Consider the following 15,456-nt stretch of genomic DNA (forward strand, 5'->3'; position numbering starts at 1 on the left):
TGCATGTGCGTCTTCTTCATTGTGCCCGCTTCCGGCGGGCCCGGCATCCTGGGCCGTGGGGATGCCTGCGTGCGGGCGGTTGCGGGCCCGCATGCGCGGGGCGGGGGCATCTGCCACAATTGTCGCTATGTCAAAAAGCCCCCGTGTCGTGCTGCGCAACCTCGCCCGCCGCGGCGCCGTCGGGGCGTTGAAAGTCGCCGTCGTGGCCCTCGAGGTCTATGCGGATCTGCTGCCGGGGGTGCGCATGACCAAGCGGCGTCGCCTGCCGGAGCAGCTCGGCGCCGGGATATTGGGGGCGGAGGCCGCGACGTGGTGGGCGATCTCGCCGTCCCTGCTGCCGCGCCCGTGGTGGGTCACCGCTTTGAACGTGGCGTTTTGCCAGGGCTTCGGGCACGCCGCCGCCACGGGTGTGCGGTTCACCGTCAGCCGGGGCTTCGATCTGGTGGGGTGGCGGCCGCGGGCACGGGTCACGCAGCGCACCCACGAGGTGCTGCACGCCGTGATGGGCACGGTCACCGCCACCGTGACGGTGACGTCACTGCTGCGGCAGGAGCAACAGGCGCAGCTGGTGAGCACGCCCGGCCGGGAAGGGCGGCGGGACGCGGTCGCCGGCCTGCTCGTGGGCACCCTGGGCTACGGCGCCCTGCTGCTTGTGGGCGAGACGGCCCAGCAGTCGATCAACCGGATGAGCCGCACCCTGTCGCGCTGGTTGCCGCCGGTGGTCAGCTGGCCGTTGGCGCTGGTCGCGCTGGTTCTTGTCCTGGGCGTCACGTCCGACCGGTTCGTGATCCGTCGGCTGCTCAACTCCGTGGGCCGCAGCGCCCAGGAACGCAACCTGTCGATCTTCCCCGGCACCGTGCAGCCCTGGGAGCCGGAGCGCTCGGGTTCCCCGTGGTCGCACGAGCCGTGGTACGCCCTGGGATCGCAGGGTCGTGCGCTGGTCTCCGGCGGCCCCCGGGCGCGCGACATCCGCGCGGTGACCGGCCACGAAGACGTCCGCGAGCCGATCCGCATCTACGTCGGCCTGCGCCGCGGCCGGGATTTTCGGCAGCAGGCCGACCAGGTGCTCCGCGAAATGGACCGCACCGGCGCTTTTCGACGCCCGACCATCGTGATGATGGCCGCCGCCGGCACCGGCTGGCTGGCGGACTGGTCCGTCAGCTCCGTGGAGTTTCTCACCGGCGGAAACTGCGTCACGGTCGCCATGCAGTACTCCTACCTGCCCTCGGCCGTCGCCTACGTCACCGACCACGACTCCCCCGTCGTCTCTTCCCGTATCCTCATCGACGCGGTGCGGCAACGGCTGGCGGAGATGGATCCGGCGACGCGGCCGAAGCTCTACGTCTCCGGCGAGTCCCTCGGCGCCTACGGCATCGTGGACTCCTTCCGGGACTACGCGCAGCTGCTGGAGCAGGTCGACGGGGCCGTCTTTTCCGGGCCGCCGCGGTTTACCCGCATCCACCGGGCGCTGACCGAAACGCGTGACCCCGGTTCCCCGGAGCGGCTCCCGGTTCTCGACCGCGGCCGTCACGTCCGCTTCGCCGCGGTGCCGGCGCACCTGCGCCACGACTTCTCCGGGGCCGACCTCGCGGAGGACTGGCAGTCCCCGCGCATCGTCTTCGCGCAACACGCCTCCGACCCCATCACCTTCTGGGACTGGAACCTGTTTTTCACCCAGCCGGCCTGGCTGCGCGAGCCCGGCTCCCGTGGGGTGCCTGCGCCTAAGGCACAACAACTCGACGTGTTCGAGGGCATGCGATGGGCGCCGTTCATCACCGGCTGGCAGGTCGGCCTTGACCAGATCAGCTCCCTGAAGTTCCCCGGCGGCCACGCCCACCAGTACCACGGAGAAATGCCGTATTACTGGGTCGGCGTGCTCGGCGAGCAGGTGGTCGTCGACTTCGACGACCGGCTGGCCCGCCACATCGAACAGTGGGTGCGGGTCCACCTGATCAAACGTTGATCGACCCGGGTTTAGGATCGAAGACCATGCAGATCGGATCCGAAGTGGGCGTCGTGCTTTTCGACTTGGACGGCACGCTGGTCGACCATGACGCCGCGGCGCGCGCCGGGGCCGTGCATCTGGCCACCAAACTTGGGCTGCCGTCCCCGCAGGAGCAGTGGCGGCGGTGGGCGGAAATCGAGCGCAGGTGGTTCCTCGAATTCGAACGCGGGACCGTCACCCACACCGGGCAGCGCATCCGGCGGTGCCGGGAGTTTCTGGGCGACGATCAGCTTGACGACGCCACCGCCTTGCGGATCTACGACGTCTACGTCGAGGCCTACCGCGCCGCCTGGCGGACTTACCCGGACGCGGCCGACGCTTTAGAGAGGGCGGCGGCCTCTGGCCGGGAGGTCGGGATCCTCACCAACGGCGCGACGGAGATGCAGGCCCGCAAGCTCAGCGCGACGGGACTTGATTTCGACGGCCTGCGGCTGTTGGCGGCCACGGACCTCGGGGCGGCGAAACCGAATCCGCGTGCCTATGCGGCGGCCGAGGCCAGGTTAGGGGTGGCTGGCCCGGGCAGCATGCTGCTGATCGGCGACGACTGGCACAACGACGTCGCGGCCGCCCGCCTCGCCGGGTGGCAGGCCATCTACCTGGTGCGGGAAGGGATCGCGCCACATCGGGCCATGCCACAGGAGGAAACCCCGGTCGCTTCCCTCAGCCAGATCGAGTTCTGAACCCGCCGTGGGCTAGGCCGGCAGGGAGCAGGCCACCCCGGTGGAGTGGTGCGGGCAGTATCCGTCCGGGACCTTGTGCAGGTACTGCTGGTGGACATCTTCCGCCAGATAGTACTTCCCGGCGGGGGTCTCCGTCAGCGTCTTGACTTCCGTGGTCACGTCGCCGAAGCCCTTGCCCGCGAGCAGCTGGGCGTAGTGGTCGACGATGTCGCGCACACGGGCCTTCTCCGCCTCCGCGCCGTCTCCGACGGTGTAGATCGCGGAGCGGTATTGGGTGCCGACGTCGTTGCCCTGGCGGTTCTTCTGGGTCGGGTCGTGCGCCTCGAGGGCGGCGGCGACGATGGCGTCCAGGCTGATCTTCTCCGGGTCGTAGACCACCTCGACGGCCTCCGTGTGGTTGGTCCGCCCGGAGCAGACCTCGCGGTAGGTCGGGTTCGGGGTCACGCCGCCGGCATAGCCGACGGAGGTGCCTTCCACCCCGTCCATCTCCCAGTACATCCGCTCGACGCCCCAGAAGCAGCCGATGGCGACGATGATCGACTTCTGGCCGTCCTGCCATGGCCCGGTGATGGGGGTGCCGAGCACGGCGTGCGGCCGCGGGTTCTCCAGAACGGGCATGGAGCCGCCCTTGAGGGTCTGGCCCTCGGGCAGCAGTTCAGGGGTGGGTTGAAACATCCAGTACACGGGCGGTGCCTCCTCAAACAGAGTGTCTGTGTCCCTTCAACGTCAGCCGGCCCGAAAAGATTCCGGCGGAAATAAATTCATCGGCGCTCCCAAGGCGCCCGCGCGTTAGGCCAAGCAATTCAGACATAACTTCGTTGCCGAAATCCCATTCTTGCCTATAGTGGAGTCTTAGAGCGCTGCACTTGCTTCGGCTGGTGCGACGCTGAACGAAACACCCGAAGAAAGGAAACTAGACCATGGCTGTTTACGAGCTGCCGGAACTTGATTACGCCTACGACGCCCTTGAGCCGCACATCTCGGCCGAGATCATGGAGCTGCACCACTCCAAGCACCACGCCAACTACGTCGCCGGCGCCAACGCCGCCCTCGAGGCCCTGGAGAAGCTGCGCGAGGAAGGCACCAACCAGGACGCCGTGCGCGCCCTGTCCAAGAACCTGGCGTTCAACCTGGGTGGCCACACCAACCACACCATCTTCTGGAAGAACCTGTCCCCCAACGGTGGCGGCGAGCCGACCGGTGAGCTGGCCGAGGCCATCAACCGCGACTTCGGTTCCTTCGAGAAGTTCAAGGACCACTTCTCCAACGCCGCGCTGGCCCTCCACGGCTCCGGCTGGGCAGTGCTGGGCTACGACCACATCGCCGATCGTCTGATCATCCAGCAGCTGACCGACCAGCAGGGCAACGTCTCCGTCGACTTCACCCCGCTGCTGATGCTGGACATGTGGGAGCACGCCTTCTACCTGCAGTACAAGAACGTCAAGGCCGACTACGTCAAGGCCGTCTGGAACGTCTTCAACTGGGACGACGTCGCCGCACGTTACGCCGACGCCAAGAAGTAAACGACGTAACTTCTCTCTGCCAGCCGCCCGCCCCGAATCGGGGGCGGGTGGCTGCCGCGCTTTCCGGCCCCGGTGGGGCACCATAGACGCCATGGGCGAGGAGAACCACCAAGGGTTACGGCGAGGCCACCGAGACTACCGACGGGCCACGTTGGCCATGCTCGCGGTGGGCCTGGCGGTGTTCAACGCCCTCTACGCCACCCAGGCGATGCTGCCGATGCTGACCGCCGACCTGGAGGTCTCCCCCACGGCGGCGGCCCTGACCGTGTCCGCGGCGACGGGCGCGCTCGCCGTCTGCATCGTGCCGGCCTCGATACTCTCCGAACGCTACGGCCGTGGCCGGGTGCTGATCATCTCCGCCCTGGCCGCCACCGCGGTCGGCCTGCTGCTGCCGCTGGCCCCTGACGCCGGCACCCTGATCGTCATGCGTGCCGTGCAGGGGGCGTTGGTCGCCGGCACCCCGGCGGTGGCGATGACCTGGCTGAGCGAAGAGGTCGACCAGCGCGACCTGGGGCGGGCGATGGGCCTGTACATCTCCGGCAACACCCTCGGCGGCCTGTCCGGCCGCCTGATCCCCGCGGGTCTGCTCGAGTTCACCTCATGGCGGTGGGCCCTGTTCATCACGGCCGTCGTGGCGCTCGTCTTCGCCGTGATCACCGCCGTGGCGCTGCCGAAGCAGCGCCGCTTCACGCCGCGTTCCATCACGCTACGGCACGAGGTGGCCGCCATGGCCCGCCATGTGCGCACCCCCAGTCTCGTGGCCCTGTTCGCGGTGGCCTTCGTCGGCATGGGCGTGTTCGTCTCGGTGTACAACTTCTTCGGGTTCCGCCTCATCGACGACTTCGGGCTCTCCCCCGCCCTCGTCGGCGCCGTGTTCGTGATGTATCTCGCCGGCACCTGGTCCTCGGCGCGCGCCGGCGCGCTCTCCGACCGGATCGGCCGGGGCACGGTCATGTTGGGCGGTGCGGTCGGCATGTGGCTGGGGCTGTGGGCGGTCGCCGCCGGGTGGTTGTGGCTGGCGTTGACGGGGTTGTTCGTGTTCACCGCGAGTTTTTTCGCCATGCACTCGACCGCCTCCAGCTGGATCGGCGTCATCGCCACCGAGAACCGAGCGGAGGCCTCGAGCATGTACCTGTTCTGTTATTACACCGGGTCGTCGCTGCTCGGCGGCGCCTCTGGCTGGGCGTTCAGCGCGCTGCCCTGGACCGGTTTCATCGCGGTGTTGACGGCCGTGCTCTTCGTGGCGGTGGCCGTCGCGGCCGTCATGGCGGCGCGCGAACGGCAGCGCTGAGACGCTTCACCCGCCCCGGCTTTTTGACCGGGAAATGACGTTTTTAATGTAGTAACGTTGATCCGCATGAGCCAGCAGTTTCCGACCAAAGAGTGGCGCTCCGACACCTGGCACCGCAAGGCCGCCCGGCCCGTCACAGTGTGGATGGCCATTTTCCTCGTCGCCGGTGTGACGCACCTCTGGATCCCCGAATACCGCTGGGTGCTCATCCATATCTTCACCCTCGGCGTGCTCACCAACTCGATTGTGCTGTGGTCGCAACACTTCACGGAGAAGTTCCTCCGGCAACGCCTGCCGGACTCGGCCCGCCCCTGGCAGCTCCGGCGCACCTATCTGCTCAACGCCGGCATCGTCGTCACGATTCTGGGCGAGGTCCTCGTCTACTGGTGGGAGCGGCACTGGATCCTCACCCAGATCGGCGCCGCAGCCGTGGCCGTGGCGTTGGGTTGGCACGCCGTGGTGCTGGCCCAGCAGTGGCTGCGCTCCGAGAAAAGCAAACGCTTCCGGACCGCGGTCTTCGCCTACGTGCTCTCCGGGTTCGCGCTGCCGGTCGGCGCCGTCTTCGGCGCCCTCCTGTCCATGGGGTTGCCCGATGAGCTGCACCTGCAGCTGTTGATGGGGCACACCGTGATCAACCTCGGCGGGTTCCTCGGGCTGGCCGCGGCCGGTTCCCTAACGGTGCTCTTCCCGTCCATCTGGCGCATCAACGGCCTCAAGGACCGGTCGGTGCCCATGATCTGGCTGTTGAGCATCGGCGTCGTCGCCGCGACAGTCGGCGGAATCCTCGACTCCGGGCTCCTCGCCGGCGGTGGGCTGATGGTGTACGCGGCCGGCTGGATCGTCGGGTTCCAGGCCTGGCTCACCAACGTCCTCGACGTGGCCAAGGACCCCCGCGACCGCATCACCTACCCATCGGCGTCCATCCTGCTGGCCGTCCTCTGGCTGATCGGCGCGGTGGTCTTCTACGCCGTGCAGCTGATCGCCGCGGGTTCGGAGATCTACCTGGTGGACTTGCCGACGATGCCGCTGCTCATCGGCTTCGCCGCCCAGCTGCTCATCGGCGTGATGAGCTACCTGTTGCCCACCACCATGGGCGGCGGCCCGGCTCCCAAGCGGGCGGGCCTGGCGGAACTCAACCGGGGCGGGCTGTTCCGGCTGACCCTGATCAACCTGGGCTTCATCTTCTGGCAGCTGGCGGACAATTCCTGGCTCAAGGTCGTGCTCAGCGTGCTGGTCTTCGGATCCTTCGCGGCCTTTGTCCCGCTGCTGCTCCGCTCGGTGAAGTCGCAGAAGGCGGTGCTGCTGAAGGAAAAGGACTTCCCGCGCCCGGAACAGCCCACCACTCCGTGGGGCCAGGTCACCGCGGGCATAGCGGTGCTGGCGTTGATTCTCGCGCTCTTCGGTGGCCTGAAGGAGACCGGCGGGACTGCCGCGGTGGCGCCCACCGGCACCGAGGAGGTCACCGCCGTGGACGTCCGTGCCGTCGGCATGGCCTTCGACCCGGCGGTCGTGGAAGTCCCCGCGGGCAACCAGGTGATCATCACGCTGACCAACGACGACGCGCAGGCCCATGACCTGAAGATGGCCTCGGGCGTGCAATCCGGGCGGCTGGCGGAAGGGGAATCAATGGAGATGGATTTGGGCGTGGTCAGCGCCGACATGCACGGCTGGTGCACGATCGCCGGCCACGAGATTCAGGGCATGACCTTCGACGTCGTCGTGGTGTAGGCCGGAGAACCGCATCGACCCAGTTGCGGAAACCTCACAGTCGCATCACGAAAAGCTCTGACCGAGCCCACACTGTCTACCCTGGCGGGTACCCGACGACCATGCCCCGACGAGGAGCGCCATGAGCATGAGGACACCTGTGAAAGTGGCGGCGCTGACGGCCGCAGCCGCATTCGCTTTAGCCGGATGCGCCGACGGCGAGGCTGACGGCGAAGTCACCACCGTCACCGCCACCGACAACGCCCCCACCCAAGACACCGCACCGCCCGAGGCACCGCCGGCGCCGACCACGGATACTGACGCCGCGGTCGAGACCACCACCCAGACCGGCGGCCCCGGCGATGAAGTCCCGGCCGACGACCTCCCCTACGAACCGGTGGGCAGCGAAGTGACCATCGCCGGCGAACCCTCCACCATCTGCATCCACGGCGACGGCTGGGGCACCAATATCTGGGCCGGCAACGAGAACACCAGCTGTGAATTCGTGATCGCCACCCACGAAGCGCTGATCGAGGGACTCAACGCCACCGAGGACGATATCCGCGACCACCTGCGCAATCAGGTCGAGGTCTACAGTCCGGTCACCGAGCAGGAGTACACGCTGACGTGCGCTCCCCGCAACGAGAAGCTGGTGACCTGCTCCGGCGCGGACGACGCGGCGGTGCACTTCTACTAAAAGTCCTCGGCGGAGGGCACGCCCGGCGCGCCGTCGCGGAGCCAGGCGCGCACGGCGGCGGTGGCCCGGGTGTCGTCCTCGTTGTAGCGCAGCAGAGTGGCCCGGGCGCGCATCCCCGTCTCGTCGGCCGCCTGCGCCCGGCGCCAGGTGTGGACGGAGTCCTCCCCGTCGAAGCCTTCGTCCGCCCAGGTGTACCCGGCTTCGGGGGCGACGATTTTCAGGCCGACGCCGTGCGGTCCGATCAGGTGACGGCGCACCCAGACGAAGACGTCGCGCCACTCGTCGGAGGCGATGAAGGCGTCGACCTCGTCGAGCTCCGGCACCACGACGCGTCCGAAACGACGGCCGCCGAAGCGCGTGGCGGTGGAGCGGAACCAGTGGTTTTCGCCGTTGGCGGAATAGCAGTAGGCGGCGAAGGTCAGGCCAGCGGCGTGTGTGTCTGCGCGCCTAGTCATGAGCCAATCCCAGAAGCGGGCGAAATTCTCGGCCTCCGCGGCGCCGCCGAGACCCTCCCAGGTGGCGAAGCCGTGGTAGTCGGCGCCGTCGAAAGCGCCCCACAGGTAGGCGCCGTGGTCGAGGTAGGCCTCCATGTCGACGTCGATTTCCACGTCGGCGTGCGGGCCGGTGACCGCCCCGGCCGCGAGGCGTCGCAGCAGGGGCGTGCCGCTGCGCCAAGCGGCGGCCAACGCGGAGGGCTCGCCGGCGCGGGCGTCGATGAGGCCGGTGACGGTGGTGATTCCGCCCTGGCGGAAATCGCGCGCCTTGTCGCCGGGAAGCACGAGGCTGATGTCGTCGGCGGCGACCAGTTCTGGCTCGCAGCGCGACCAGAAGCGGCAGGTGGCGCATTCCTTGACGCGGCGGGCCACAATCGGCCAGCCGGCCTCCAACGCGGCGGTCAGCGCCGGCTGGAATCCGGCGGTGTCGGTGAGGAAAACGGTGGTGCGGTCCTGCCCGATGGCGCCGCCGCGGCCGCTGTCGCGCCCGATCTCTGCCAGCGCGCGGGCGGCGAGTCCGAGCCGGTAGCCGTCGACGACGTGGTGGCGCGGCCGGTAGCCGACCTCCAGCGGCCGGCTGAGGCCGAGCCGGTTGGTGGCCACGGCCTGCATCACGGAATGCTTGTCTGGCCGGGCGACGCGGTGGTTGCTGACGATGACCGGGGCGTAGTTACCGTCCTCACGCCGGACGAGCACATCGACGACCACCCGCCACCGGTGGCCGGCGTCAGAACCGGTGAACACGGCGCCGGTGATCAAGGTGGCGTCGGCGGCGATGGCCGCGAGGGTGGACAGCTCGGCGTCGTCGGGGTCATCGGCGCCGGGGAGGTCGACGCGCAGGAAAAGCTTGCGGCGGCCGTCGCCGAGTCCGCGGCGGGTCGGCAACAGCGCCAACATCGCCTGCAATTCAGCGTCGGCGCGTTGCCGGCGGGCGACGGAGGAGTCGGTGGGCGGCACGTCCGGGAAATGTTGGCGCTGGACATAGCGGTACCGGCAGCCGACGAGGTCGGATGCCGTCACCTGCCGCGGGTCCATAGCGCTCACAACCTTGACAGCTTAGTGGACAGAAAACGGTAAGGTGAATGGCGTTAGGGAACGACGAAACTTTAGGCAGGACACGATAACCATGGGCATTCTCTCGACGATCCGTAAGCAGCGCGCCAAGGCCCGGAAGGAGATCAAGTCTGCGCAGACCCGTGCCCGCCAGGAAGTCAAGCAGTCCGCGAAGACGCAGACGCGCCGCGAGAAGTTGCTGGCCAACCTGGAGAAGGACCTGGTCAAGACCGAGCAGAAGAACCTCAAGAACAAGCGTAAGCATGAGGAGAAGCAGGCCAAGCAGGAGTACGAGAAGATCAAGGCCGGCAAGGTCAATCCGCAGCGGGTGCGCCGGTGGATCGGGGCCGCCCGGGTCGCCGCGCCGGTGCTGCTGCCGCTGATTTATCGGGCGATCACCGCTGGCCGGGAACAGCTGGTGACGGCACGGGCGAATCAGGCCGGGATCAGCAGCGACCAGCTGGCGCAGTTTTCGGGGCACGGCGGGCAGGTCAAGGCCCGCATCGAGGGCGTGCGCGCCACGCTGACGGAAGCGGAGTTGCCGACCGGATTCACCCGCGACGCCGAAGATCGCCTGGATGAGCTCGTCATCGCCGTCGACAACGCGGAATACATGAGCCCGGAGCAGCGCCGTCGTTCCTTGTCCGCGATCAACCGGGACCTGGACAAGGTGGCGCAGGAGATTCAGCAGAAGATCACCCGCGGTTAGCGTGTTGTCGGCGGTATCGCCCGGGAAACAAAGAAGTATCTACATGCCTTCGGCCCCCACCCTTACCGGGACCGCAGCCCTACCCCCGCACACCTTCCGGCACACAGGTGTGCCGGCGGGGCCCGCCACACACCGACGTCCCGCCCGGATTCAGCGCATCCGACCAGCTGAGGCCGCCTAGTCAACTGAGTTCGGGGCCATGCGCAGGCGATTCCGCGACCTCATGCCCCTCCAGCCAGAGTGCCGGGGATATACCCCCGGAAGAGGAGGCGGCGACGGAAAGCTAAAGTGTTTTCCATGGTCGCCCCCACCCCCTCTCTCTTCAGATGAAAGTTGCAGCGACAACTATCTTCGCCACACCGGCAGCGCGCGCCGCCCCGACCCAGCGTGCTTTTCGGCCAGAAAGCCGACCAACGGCGCCCGCCCTCCAGGACGTCATCGAACGCAACGGCCTCGACGCCGCCGGGCACGCACGTGGCCAGGAGGAAGGGGCGTGGCCGCCAGTTACGTCGTCATCCCGTGATGCCCCGCAGCCCGACCAGGGATAATCGCGACACGTCATTACCGGGAGACTGGTTCACCGCCTCTTTCTGGAGTCGCCCCCGCCACGAATAGAAAACAATTTCCATCCATTTCCTCATATCTGAGGAAATAATTCACACAGACATTTCAACGATTTCCCCCGCCATCTCCAGCCACACCGCTTATCTTGTAGGAAGAATCGCTTGACCAGGAAACACAAATTATAGTATTTTAAAATATGATATAAAGATGGCGTACCTTCCCCCTTCGTTCCACCCCATTTTCACAGTTTATGGCATAAGAAAAAAGAGCATGAACACAAAGGAGAATACCCATGGCACGCCGTGAAATCACCCAATACTTCGACGATCTGGATGGCTCTGCCTTGACTGAAGAAGAACTGAATGTCGTTCGTTTCAGCTTGGACGGCACCGATTACGTACTCGACCTTTCCGAAGACAACGCCCGAGAGTTCCGGGAACTCCTCGCCCGCTACTTGGAGGTCGCCCGCGAAGAAACCGCCAATGTCCTGGAAAAGGCCGACCCCGCGGACATCCGCCAGTGGGCCCAGAGCAAGGGCATGGACGTCGCCAACCGCGGCAAGATCCCCCACAGCATCATGAAGGCCTACCAGGAGGCCCACGCCTAAATCGCCGAGGAACATCCTCGGCGTTCGGTCATGCGACCGTCAGAGCACGCCCTGCTCGCGAGCGGCGGCCACCGCCGAAGTCCGCGACCGGACCCCCAGCTTGTCGTAGATGTGCACCAGGTGAGACTTCACCGTCGCCTCCGACAACATCAGCTCCTGGCCGATCTCGCGGTTGGACGAGCCCGAAGCCACCAGCTGCAGCACTTCCAGCTCCCGGGGCGTGAGAGACATCCGGGGCGTACGCACCCGCGTCATCAACCGGTCCGCGACCACCGGCGACAAAGCGGAATCGCCTTCGGCGGTGGAACGCACGGCCGCGAGCAACTCCGACGGCGGGGAGTCCTTGAGCAGGTAGCCCACCGCACCGGCCTCAATGGCGCCGAGAATGTCGGCGTCCGTGTCGTAGTTGGTCACGACCAGCACCTTCGGCGGGTTATCCATCGCCGCCTTGATCGCCGCGGTGGCCTCCGCGCCGGTGGTCACCTTCGTGCCTTCCACGCCGGCGCCGAAACGCAGATCCATGAGGATCACATCGATGCCCCCGGCCTGAGCGGCGGAAATGGCGGCCTCGGCGGTCGCGACTTCGCCGACCACCATGATGTCCTCCGCCTCTTCCAGCACGGCCCGGAGCCCTAGCCGGACAATCTCATGGTCGTCCGCAAGCAGCACGCGAATCATCGACTTTAGGTTCCCTTCATATCTACGGCGAGATAACTATCTGCTCATAATAGCCGGTGCCTCCTATTCCTCCGGCACCGCGGAGTCTTGGTCCGCCTGCAGCGGGATCGCCACCGACACCGCCGTCGGCCCGCCCGGCGCAGATTCCACGAACAGCTCACCGCCCTGTTCCCTGGCCCGCGACCGCATGGCGGACAGCCCGACGTGGCCCAGGCCCGCCGGCGTGCCTTCCACCGTCTCGACGTCGAAGCCGGCGCCGTCGTCCACGACGTCCATCCTGACTTCGTCGATGAGGTAGGTCACCGTCACCCGGCAGCGCGTCGCCCCGGCGTGCTTGACGACGTTGCCCACGGCCCCCTGCGCGATGCGCAGCAGCGCCGCTTCCACGCCCATGGGCAGCTGGTGGTCCTTCCCCGTCCCGCCGTCCTCCACCTCGACCGTGATGTCCAGCTCGCCGACCTGGGAGAAGGACTCCACCATGCGCTCCAGGGCGCCGGACAGGCTCGTCTGGGCCAGGGAGGCGGGTTGCAGGGCCGCGATCATGGCGCGGGCCTCCGCCAGGCCGTCGGCCGCCGTGGAGCGGGCCAGCTCGATGCGTTGCAGGGCGTTGCCTATCTGTTCCGGCGTCCTCTCCCGCTTCAGGTCGCGCTCCGCGACGTGCAGGAGCATTTGGATGCTCGACAACCCCTGCGCCACCGTGTCGTGGATCTCGTGCGCGAGGCGTTCACGTTCTTGCACCACGCCCGCCGAGCGTTCCGTCTCCGCCAACTGGTGTCGGGTGCTCACCAGTTCCCGCACCGCCTGTTCCCGCTCCCTGGTCAGTCGCTGCATCCGCCGCACCGCGTAATGCATCGCCAGCGTCACTGCCGCCGCGACCGTCGGCCCCATGACCGCCCCCAGCGTCACCCCGCCGGGCATCTGCAGCACGATGGCGATCGCGGTGACGAAGACGACGCTGACGGCTCCGCGTAGGTCGTCCATGGCCCGCAGCAGGACGAAGTACAGGGAGAAGACCAGATAGATGGCCACCGGGGAGATGAGCATGTCGAGGATCCACACCCCCGTCATCGCCACGACCCACATTTGCCGCCACGTCTCACCCCATTTGTCCAGGCTGTCGAATCCGACGAAGTAAAACACGGCGAACACCGCCACCAGCAGCAGGTTCATCGCCGCGTCGATGAATTCGAGGGCGAAGGAGGAGGCGACCGTGACGGCCAGCAGCATCAGGGTGAGAACGTGGATGCCTTGCCGCATCGCCGTCTCGTTGAGAATGAACTCGTCGGACGTCGGGGACGACGCCTTCACCGGGGAACTCATGGCTCTGAGCCTACCCAGCGGGTGGCGTGCCTCAGCGTCACCGTGCGGAGCTCGTCCACGCCGATTGCCCGTTCCGGCGCCCACTGCACGTACCATCAAGATCGTATTTGTCTGCCGTCGGCTCTGCCTGAAGAAGAGGGACACCTTTGCTGGAGATCTTCGTCTACCCGGTTTCCGCCGTGATGAAACTGTGGCACCTGCTGCTGCACGATGTGTTCGGCATGGACGAGTCCACCGCCTGGGTCGTGTCCATCGTCGGCCTGGTGATCACGGTGCGCGCCCTGATCGCCCCGTTCACCTGGATCATGAAACGCTCTGGCCGCGCCTCCGTCCTCATGCGCCCGGAGCTGGCGAAACTGCAGGAACGCTACGGCGACTCCACCGAACCGGAGGACGTCTACGCACTCGAAGACGGCAAGAAAGAGTTGCAGGAGAAGTATAATTACAGCCTCGCCGCGGGTTGTGTGCCGGCGCTGATCCAGCTGCCGGTGTTCCTCGGCCTGTACCGCATGCTGTTGTGGATGGCCCGGCCGGATTCGCGCGCGGACGCCGAGGCTCCCATCGGGGTGCTGTCCCGCGCCGACATCGAGTCTTTCCTCCAGGCGGAGATCGGCGGCCAGCCGGTGCAGGCGTACCTGGCCATGTCCGATGAGCGGCTGCTGGAGTTGGGCACCACCACGACAGAGGTGCGCTCCTTCGTCGTGCCGTTCCTGCTGGCCGCGATTGTGTTCACCACGCTGAACCTCATTCTCGGTCTGCTGTGGAGCTGGCGGACGCTCGACTGGTCGTCCGGCACGGCCCGAGGCACATTCAAGTTTCTCGTGGCGGTCTCCGCGATCGTGCCGGTGCTGCTGCTGTTGCTGGGGTTGTTCGGCCCGATTCCGGTCGCGCTGATCTTCTACTGGTTCTGCAACGGGCTCTGGACGCTGGGACAGACGGCCGTCATCAACACGGCGGTGGCCCGCAAGTGGCCCCAGCTGGAGGAACACCGCGAACTGCGGGAGAGCAACCGCGCGGCCTTCTACGCCGCCCGGGCCGAGGAGAAGGACGAGGAGAAGTGGGTGAAGCAGCGCCGCCGCGAGGCCCGGCGCGCCGCCCCGGAGGAGGCCGCGGCCATCCGCGCAGAGATCGACGAGTTCCTGCAACGGAAAAAGGACGCCGCGGCGGAGGAGAAGAAGGCCCGCCGGGAGCGCACGCGTGCCCAGACGAAGGCCCGTAATGACCGGCGCCGGCAGCGCAACGAAGAAAAGAAAAAGGCCCGTCGGCCGGAGGGGGCTGACGGGCAGGACGCCGGTGACGGAGACGATAAGGGTCAGATCGAGTAATCGGCGGGCGGCTCGGCGAGCATCTGCCGCGCCAGGTCGCGACCTGTCTTCAACGGCCCGACCTCGCGCAGCAGGCGGGCGCCGGCTTGTCCACCGTCGAGGAAGATCAGCAGCTGATCGGATTGGGTGCCGGAGGGGTATCCGTTCTTTTCGCTGAGCAGTGCCGTCATGGTGGTGTGCATCCACTTGCGGTGTTCCAGGCAGGCGGCGACGATGGCGCGTTCGCCGTCCGTGTCCGGCTTCGGGTATTCGTTCGCGGCGTTGAGGAAGTGGGAGCCGCGGAAGTTCTGTTCCGGTTCCTTGTCGATCGCCATGTCGAAGAAGGCCAGCACCTTGCCGTCGACGTCGGCCATGTCCGTGGTGCGCTCGGCCCATTCGGCCCGGTACTCTTCGTCCAGTTCCTGGATGTAGGCGGCGACCAAGGCGTCTTTGGATCCGAACAGGGAGTACAGGGAGGCCTTGGCCACGTCCGCTTCCCGCAGGATGCGGTCGATGCCGATGACCCGGATTCCTTCGGTGGTGAATAGGTTGGTGGCGGACGCCAAGAGCCGCTGCCGGGGGCTCGGCCGGTTTCGGCGGCGGCTCGTCGTCTTCTTCTTGGCTGTGCCTGAGGCCATCTCGGATCTTTCCTCTCCGCTCGGGGCCCTCCCTCGGCGCTGGCGGTCGCCGCGGGGAGGGAAAGTCTCAACTCCAATATAGACAAACCGGTACGTTCAGACTAACCCGCCGGGCCGATGCCACCAGACAGAATGAAAAGACCCGCCCGCAGGCCTCGCGTAAGCGAGGGGCCGGCGGGCGGGGCA

Annotated in this window: 14 protein-coding genes; 9 read left to right on the plus strand and 5 right to left on the minus strand. The window is 67.0% G+C overall.

From position 1 onward, the window contains the following. The first annotated feature begins 127 nt into the window (after positions 1 to 127). Positions 128 to 1,963 carry an alpha/beta-hydrolase family protein gene (locus B841_RS12340; RefSeq protein WP_084482053.1) on the plus strand — a complete coding sequence of 612 codons (1,836 nt, stop codon included), beginning with the start codon at positions 128 to 130 and terminating at the stop codon, positions 1,961 to 1,963. Between the two features lie 26 nt (positions 1,964 to 1,989). Beyond that, entirely contained in the window at positions 1,990 to 2,685 is a 696-nt protein-coding gene (locus tag B841_RS12345; protein ID WP_020936482.1) for an HAD family hydrolase, read from the plus strand. 12 nt (positions 2,686 to 2,697) lie between these two features. On the opposite strand, the gene msrA is transcribed toward B841_RS12345, so the two are convergent. Next, positions 2,698 to 3,369, minus strand: coding sequence for a peptide-methionine (S)-S-oxide reductase MsrA (msrA, locus tag B841_RS12350; RefSeq protein ID WP_020936483.1), 672 nt, complete (start codon positions 3,367 to 3,369; stop codon positions 2,698 to 2,700). A gap of 236 nt (positions 3,370 to 3,605) precedes the next feature. Here msrA and B841_RS12355 point away from each other — a divergent pair, with 236 nt between their 5' ends. From B841_RS12355 to B841_RS14150, 4 genes are all read left to right on the plus strand, one after another. Beyond that, positions 3,606 to 4,208 (plus strand): superoxide dismutase, encoded by a 603-nt coding sequence (locus tag B841_RS12355; RefSeq protein WP_020936484.1) that lies wholly within the window; start codon positions 3,606 to 3,608, stop codon positions 4,206 to 4,208. A gap of 91 nt (positions 4,209 to 4,299) precedes the next feature. Further along, on the plus strand, positions 4,300 to 5,499 hold the full coding sequence (locus B841_RS12360; RefSeq protein WP_041631909.1) for an MFS transporter: 1,200 nt from the start codon (positions 4,300 to 4,302) through the stop codon (positions 5,497 to 5,499). A gap of 66 nt (positions 5,500 to 5,565) precedes the next feature. After that, positions 5,566 to 7,227: a cupredoxin domain-containing protein gene (locus tag B841_RS12365; RefSeq protein WP_020936486.1), complete on the plus strand. Its 1,662-nt coding sequence runs from the start codon at positions 5,566 to 5,568 to the stop codon at positions 7,225 to 7,227. A gap of 127 nt (positions 7,228 to 7,354) precedes the next feature. Beyond that, on the plus strand, positions 7,355 to 7,903 hold the full coding sequence (locus B841_RS14150; RefSeq protein ID WP_245561049.1) for a hypothetical protein: 549 nt from the start codon (positions 7,355 to 7,357) through the stop codon (positions 7,901 to 7,903). Here B841_RS14150 and B841_RS12375 read toward each other — a convergent pair. Then, positions 7,900 to 9,432 (minus strand): TM0106 family RecB-like putative nuclease, encoded by a 1,533-nt coding sequence (locus B841_RS12375; RefSeq protein ID WP_020936488.1) that lies wholly within the window; start codon positions 9,430 to 9,432, stop codon positions 7,900 to 7,902. The two genes, B841_RS14150 and B841_RS12375, sit on opposite strands and share 4 nt — an antisense overlap. A gap of 91 nt (positions 9,433 to 9,523) precedes the next feature. On the opposite strand from B841_RS12375, the gene B841_RS12380 reads away from it, so the two are divergent. Both B841_RS12380 and B841_RS12385 read left to right on the plus strand, forming a co-directional pair. Beyond that, the gene (locus B841_RS12380; RefSeq protein ID WP_020936489.1) at positions 9,524 to 10,159 is read left to right on the plus strand and encodes a DUF6474 family protein; all 636 of its coding nucleotides are present in this window, start codon (positions 9,524 to 9,526) and stop codon (positions 10,157 to 10,159) included. Positions 10,160 to 11,015: 856 nt separating this feature from the next. After that, on the plus strand, positions 11,016 to 11,330 hold the full coding sequence (locus tag B841_RS12385) for a histone-like nucleoid-structuring protein Lsr2 (RefSeq protein WP_020936490.1): 315 nt from the start codon (positions 11,016 to 11,018) through the stop codon (positions 11,328 to 11,330). 39 nt (positions 11,331 to 11,369) lie between these two features. Here B841_RS12385 and B841_RS12390 read toward each other — a convergent pair whose 3' ends face one another. Together B841_RS12390 and B841_RS12395 are read right to left on the minus strand one after the other, a co-directional pair. Further along, the gene (locus B841_RS12390; RefSeq protein WP_020936491.1) at positions 11,370 to 12,008 is read right to left on the minus strand and encodes a LuxR C-terminal-related transcriptional regulator; all 639 of its coding nucleotides are present in this window, start codon (positions 12,006 to 12,008) and stop codon (positions 11,370 to 11,372) included. Positions 12,009 to 12,071: 63 nt separating this feature from the next. Beyond that, positions 12,072 to 13,328, minus strand: coding sequence for a sensor histidine kinase (locus B841_RS12395; protein WP_041631910.1), 1,257 nt, complete (start codon positions 13,326 to 13,328; stop codon positions 12,072 to 12,074). Between the two features lie 146 nt (positions 13,329 to 13,474). Here B841_RS12395 and yidC point away from each other — a divergent pair, with 146 nt between their 5' ends. Then, positions 13,475 to 14,653 carry a membrane protein insertase YidC gene (yidC, locus tag B841_RS12400; RefSeq protein WP_020936493.1) on the plus strand — a complete coding sequence of 393 codons (1,179 nt, stop codon included), beginning with the start codon at positions 13,475 to 13,477 and terminating at the stop codon, positions 14,651 to 14,653. Here yidC and B841_RS12405 read toward each other — a convergent pair. Continuing rightward, positions 14,641 to 15,270, minus strand: a complete 630-nt coding sequence (locus B841_RS12405; RefSeq protein WP_020936494.1) for a TetR/AcrR family transcriptional regulator — start codon at positions 15,268 to 15,270, stop codon at positions 14,641 to 14,643. The two genes, yidC and B841_RS12405, sit on opposite strands and share 13 nt — an antisense overlap. Positions 15,271 to 15,456: the final 186 nt, after the last annotated feature.

It is taken from the genome of Corynebacterium maris DSM 45190 (assembly GCF_000442645.1).
Lineage (GTDB): Bacteria > Actinomycetota > Actinomycetes > Mycobacteriales > Mycobacteriaceae > Corynebacterium > Corynebacterium maris.

What these genes read in the sequence shown, in the direction of transcription:
- B841_RS12405 (WP_020936494.1), bottom strand. Translation starts at nt 15,270, where the DNA reads ATGGCCTCAGGCACAGCCAAGAAGAAGACGACGAGCCGCCGCCGAAAC.
- B841_RS12395 (WP_041631910.1), bottom strand. Translation starts at nt 13,328, where the DNA reads ATGAGTTCCCCGGTGAAGGCGTCGTCCCCGACGTCCGACGAGTTCATT.
- B841_RS12375 (WP_020936488.1), bottom strand. Translation starts at nt 9,432, where the DNA reads ATGGACCCGCGGCAGGTGACGGCATCCGACCTCGTCGGCTGCCGGTAC.
- B841_RS12340 (WP_084482053.1), top strand. Translation starts at nt 128, where the DNA reads ATGTCAAAAAGCCCCCGTGTCGTGCTGCGCAACCTCGCCCGCCGCGGC.
- B841_RS12390 (WP_020936491.1), bottom strand. Translation starts at nt 12,008, where the DNA reads ATGATTCGCGTGCTGCTTGCGGACGACCATGAGATTGTCCGGCTAGGG.
- B841_RS12380 (WP_020936489.1), top strand. Translation starts at nt 9,524, where the DNA reads ATGGGCATTCTCTCGACGATCCGTAAGCAGCGCGCCAAGGCCCGGAAG.
- B841_RS12345 (WP_020936482.1), top strand. Translation starts at nt 1,990, where the DNA reads ATGCAGATCGGATCCGAAGTGGGCGTCGTGCTTTTCGACTTGGACGGC.
- B841_RS12365 (WP_020936486.1), top strand. Translation starts at nt 5,566, where the DNA reads ATGAGCCAGCAGTTTCCGACCAAAGAGTGGCGCTCCGACACCTGGCAC.
- B841_RS12355 (WP_020936484.1), top strand. Translation starts at nt 3,606, where the DNA reads ATGGCTGTTTACGAGCTGCCGGAACTTGATTACGCCTACGACGCCCTT.
- B841_RS12385 (WP_020936490.1), top strand. Translation starts at nt 11,016, where the DNA reads ATGGCACGCCGTGAAATCACCCAATACTTCGACGATCTGGATGGCTCT.
- B841_RS14150 (WP_245561049.1), top strand. Translation starts at nt 7,355, where the DNA reads ATGAGGACACCTGTGAAAGTGGCGGCGCTGACGGCCGCAGCCGCATTC.
- B841_RS12360 (WP_041631909.1), top strand. Translation starts at nt 4,300, where the DNA reads ATGGGCGAGGAGAACCACCAAGGGTTACGGCGAGGCCACCGAGACTAC.